Source organism: Streptomyces sp. WELS2 (assembly GCF_013870595.1).
Classification (GTDB): Bacteria; Actinomycetota; Actinomycetes; order Streptomycetales; family Streptomycetaceae; genus Streptomyces.
Genome location: NZ_JACBWZ010001045.1, coordinates 1 through 1,924, shown reverse-complemented (window position 1 = coordinate 1,924; position 1,924 = coordinate 1). Strand labels below are relative to the sequence as shown.

Sequence of the window (1,924 nt, the reverse complement as noted above, 5' to 3'; positions counted from 1 at the left end):
GGCGCGTTCACCCGGCCGCGCACCGGCGGCCCCGCGTTCCGGCAGAACGACGCGACCGCCCGGGCGGTGCTGTTCTTCCTCGACTCACAGGCAGCCCCCGGCGCCGCCCCACAAGCAAAGGAACTCACGCGATGAGCGTCATGGTCGACATCCGGTCGGTGTACAAGAGCTTCGGCTCGCTCGACGTGCTCAAGGGCATCGACCTCCAGGTGCGCACCGGTGAGGTCACCGTCGTGCTCGGCCCCTCCGGCTCCGGCAAGTCCACCCTGCTGCGCGCCGTCAACCACCTGGAGAAGGTGGACCGGGGCGAGATCAGCGTGGACGGCGCGCTGATGGGCTACCGGCGCTCCGGGAACAAGCTGCACGAGCTGCCCGAGCGCGAGGTGCTGCGGCAGCGCACCCGGATCGGGTTCGTCTTCCAGAACTTCAACCTCTTCCCCCACCTCACCGTCCTGGAGAACGTCACCGAGGCGCCGGTGTCCGCGCTGAAGCGGCCCCGCAAGGAGGCGGAGGAGACCGCGCACCGGCTGCTGGAGCGGGTCGGGCTCGGGGACAAGGCCGGTGCCTATCCGCGCCAGCTGTCCGGCGGGCAGCAGCAGCGGGTGGCCATCGCGCGGGCGCTCGCGCTGGAGCCGAGACTGCTGCTGTTCGACGAGCCGACGTCCGCGCTCGACCCCGAGCTGGTGGGAGAGGTGCTGGACGTCATCCGGGACCTGGCGGCGCAGGGCACCACGATGATCGTCGTCACCCACGAGATCTCGTTCGCCCGCGAGGTCGCCGACACCGTGGTGTTCATGGCCGACGGCCGGATCGTGGAACAGGGAACCCCGGAGCAGGTACTGGGCGCGCCGCGCGAGGAGCGGACCCGGACCTTCCTGGCCAAGGTGCTGTGAGGGTGGAACGGCACATGACGGGGAAGGGGCCGGCATGAGGGGGCTGGTGCATCTCGCCGCCGCGCTCGATCTGCCGGGGGTCTTCGACGGCGGGGACGGGGGTCTCGTAGCCCTTGCGGAGCGGGACGACGCCGGCCCAGTGCGGCAGGGCGAGGTCCTGGGGCTCGTCGTTGGCGTCGCCGGTGCGGACCTTGGCCGAGACCTCCTCCAGGTCCAGGCGGATCACCGCGGTGGCGGCCAGCTCCTTCTTGTTCGCGGGCCGGGAGTCGGCGGCCCGGCCCGGCACGACGTGGTCGACCAGCGCGTCCAGGGCCAGCCGCCGCTCCTCGGGATCGGTGACCTCGTGCGCGATGCCGTGCACCACGACCGAGCGGTAGTTGACCGAGTGGTGGAAGGCGGAGCGGGCCAGCACCAGCCCGTCGACGTGGGTGACCGTCAGGCACACCGGCAGGCCCGGGTCGGCCTGGCCGGCCATCCGCAGCGGCCGCGAGCCGGTCGAGCCGTGGACGTAGAGCCGCTCGCCGACCCGGCCGTACAGCGTCGGCAGTACCACGGGGGCGCCGTCCCGGACGAAGCCGAGGTGGCAGACGTACCCCTCGTCCAGGATGGCGTGCACCAGTTCCCTGTCGTACGACGCCCGCTCCGCGGAACGCGTCGGCACGGTCCGGTCGGTCGGCGCGTAGGCGGCGGGCCGCGATTCCTCGGTGGTGCCCTGCATGGTCCCCTCCATGGCGGTCTGTATTGCACTAGTGCATAATGTGGTTTGTGCTAGGAGAGTATCGGATCGAAGGGCGCGGCGCAGCCGAGATCGCGGTCAGCGTCGAACGGGCGGTCGGGTCGGGCGGGCTGGCCCCGGGGCAACTCCTGCCCCCGCTGAGGGAGTTGGCGGCCCGGTTGGGGGTGAACCCGAACACGGTCGCCGCCGCCTACCGCATCCTGCGCGAACGCGGGGTGATCGAGACGGCCGGCCGCCGGGGCAGCCGGGTCCGCTCCAAGCCGGCCACCACCGGCCGGGAGGAACTGCGCGTCGA

At 72.1% G+C, this 1,924-nt stretch carries 2 protein-coding genes and 1 pseudogene; 2 read left to right on the top strand and 1 reads right to left on the bottom strand.

All coding sequences use genetic code 11. The annotated features are described in order from the left end of the window. The first annotated feature begins 131 nt into the window (after nucleotides 1-131). On the top strand, nucleotides 132-893 hold the full coding sequence (locus tag H5J33_RS33395) for an amino acid ABC transporter ATP-binding protein (RefSeq protein ID WP_309485546.1): 762 nt from the start codon (nucleotides 132-134) through the stop codon (nucleotides 891-893). 91 nt (nucleotides 894-984) lie between these two features. On the opposite strand, the pseudogene H5J33_RS33390 reads toward H5J33_RS33395, so the two are convergent. Continuing rightward, nucleotides 985-1,611: pseudogene (locus H5J33_RS33390) on the bottom strand (pyridoxamine 5'-phosphate oxidase family protein); the annotation flags it as partial. Between the two features lie 47 nt (nucleotides 1,612-1,658). Between H5J33_RS33390 and H5J33_RS33385 the strand changes: the two are divergent. Beyond that, a partial coding sequence (locus tag H5J33_RS33385; protein ID WP_181798438.1) for a GntR family transcriptional regulator occupies nucleotides 1,659-1,924 on the top strand: 266 nt, incomplete at its 3' end.

Coding starts and splice junctions, on each gene's coding strand:
- H5J33_RS33395 (WP_309485546.1), top strand. CDS start 132: ATGAGCGTCATGGTCGACATCCGGTCGGTGTACAAGAGCTTCGGCTCG.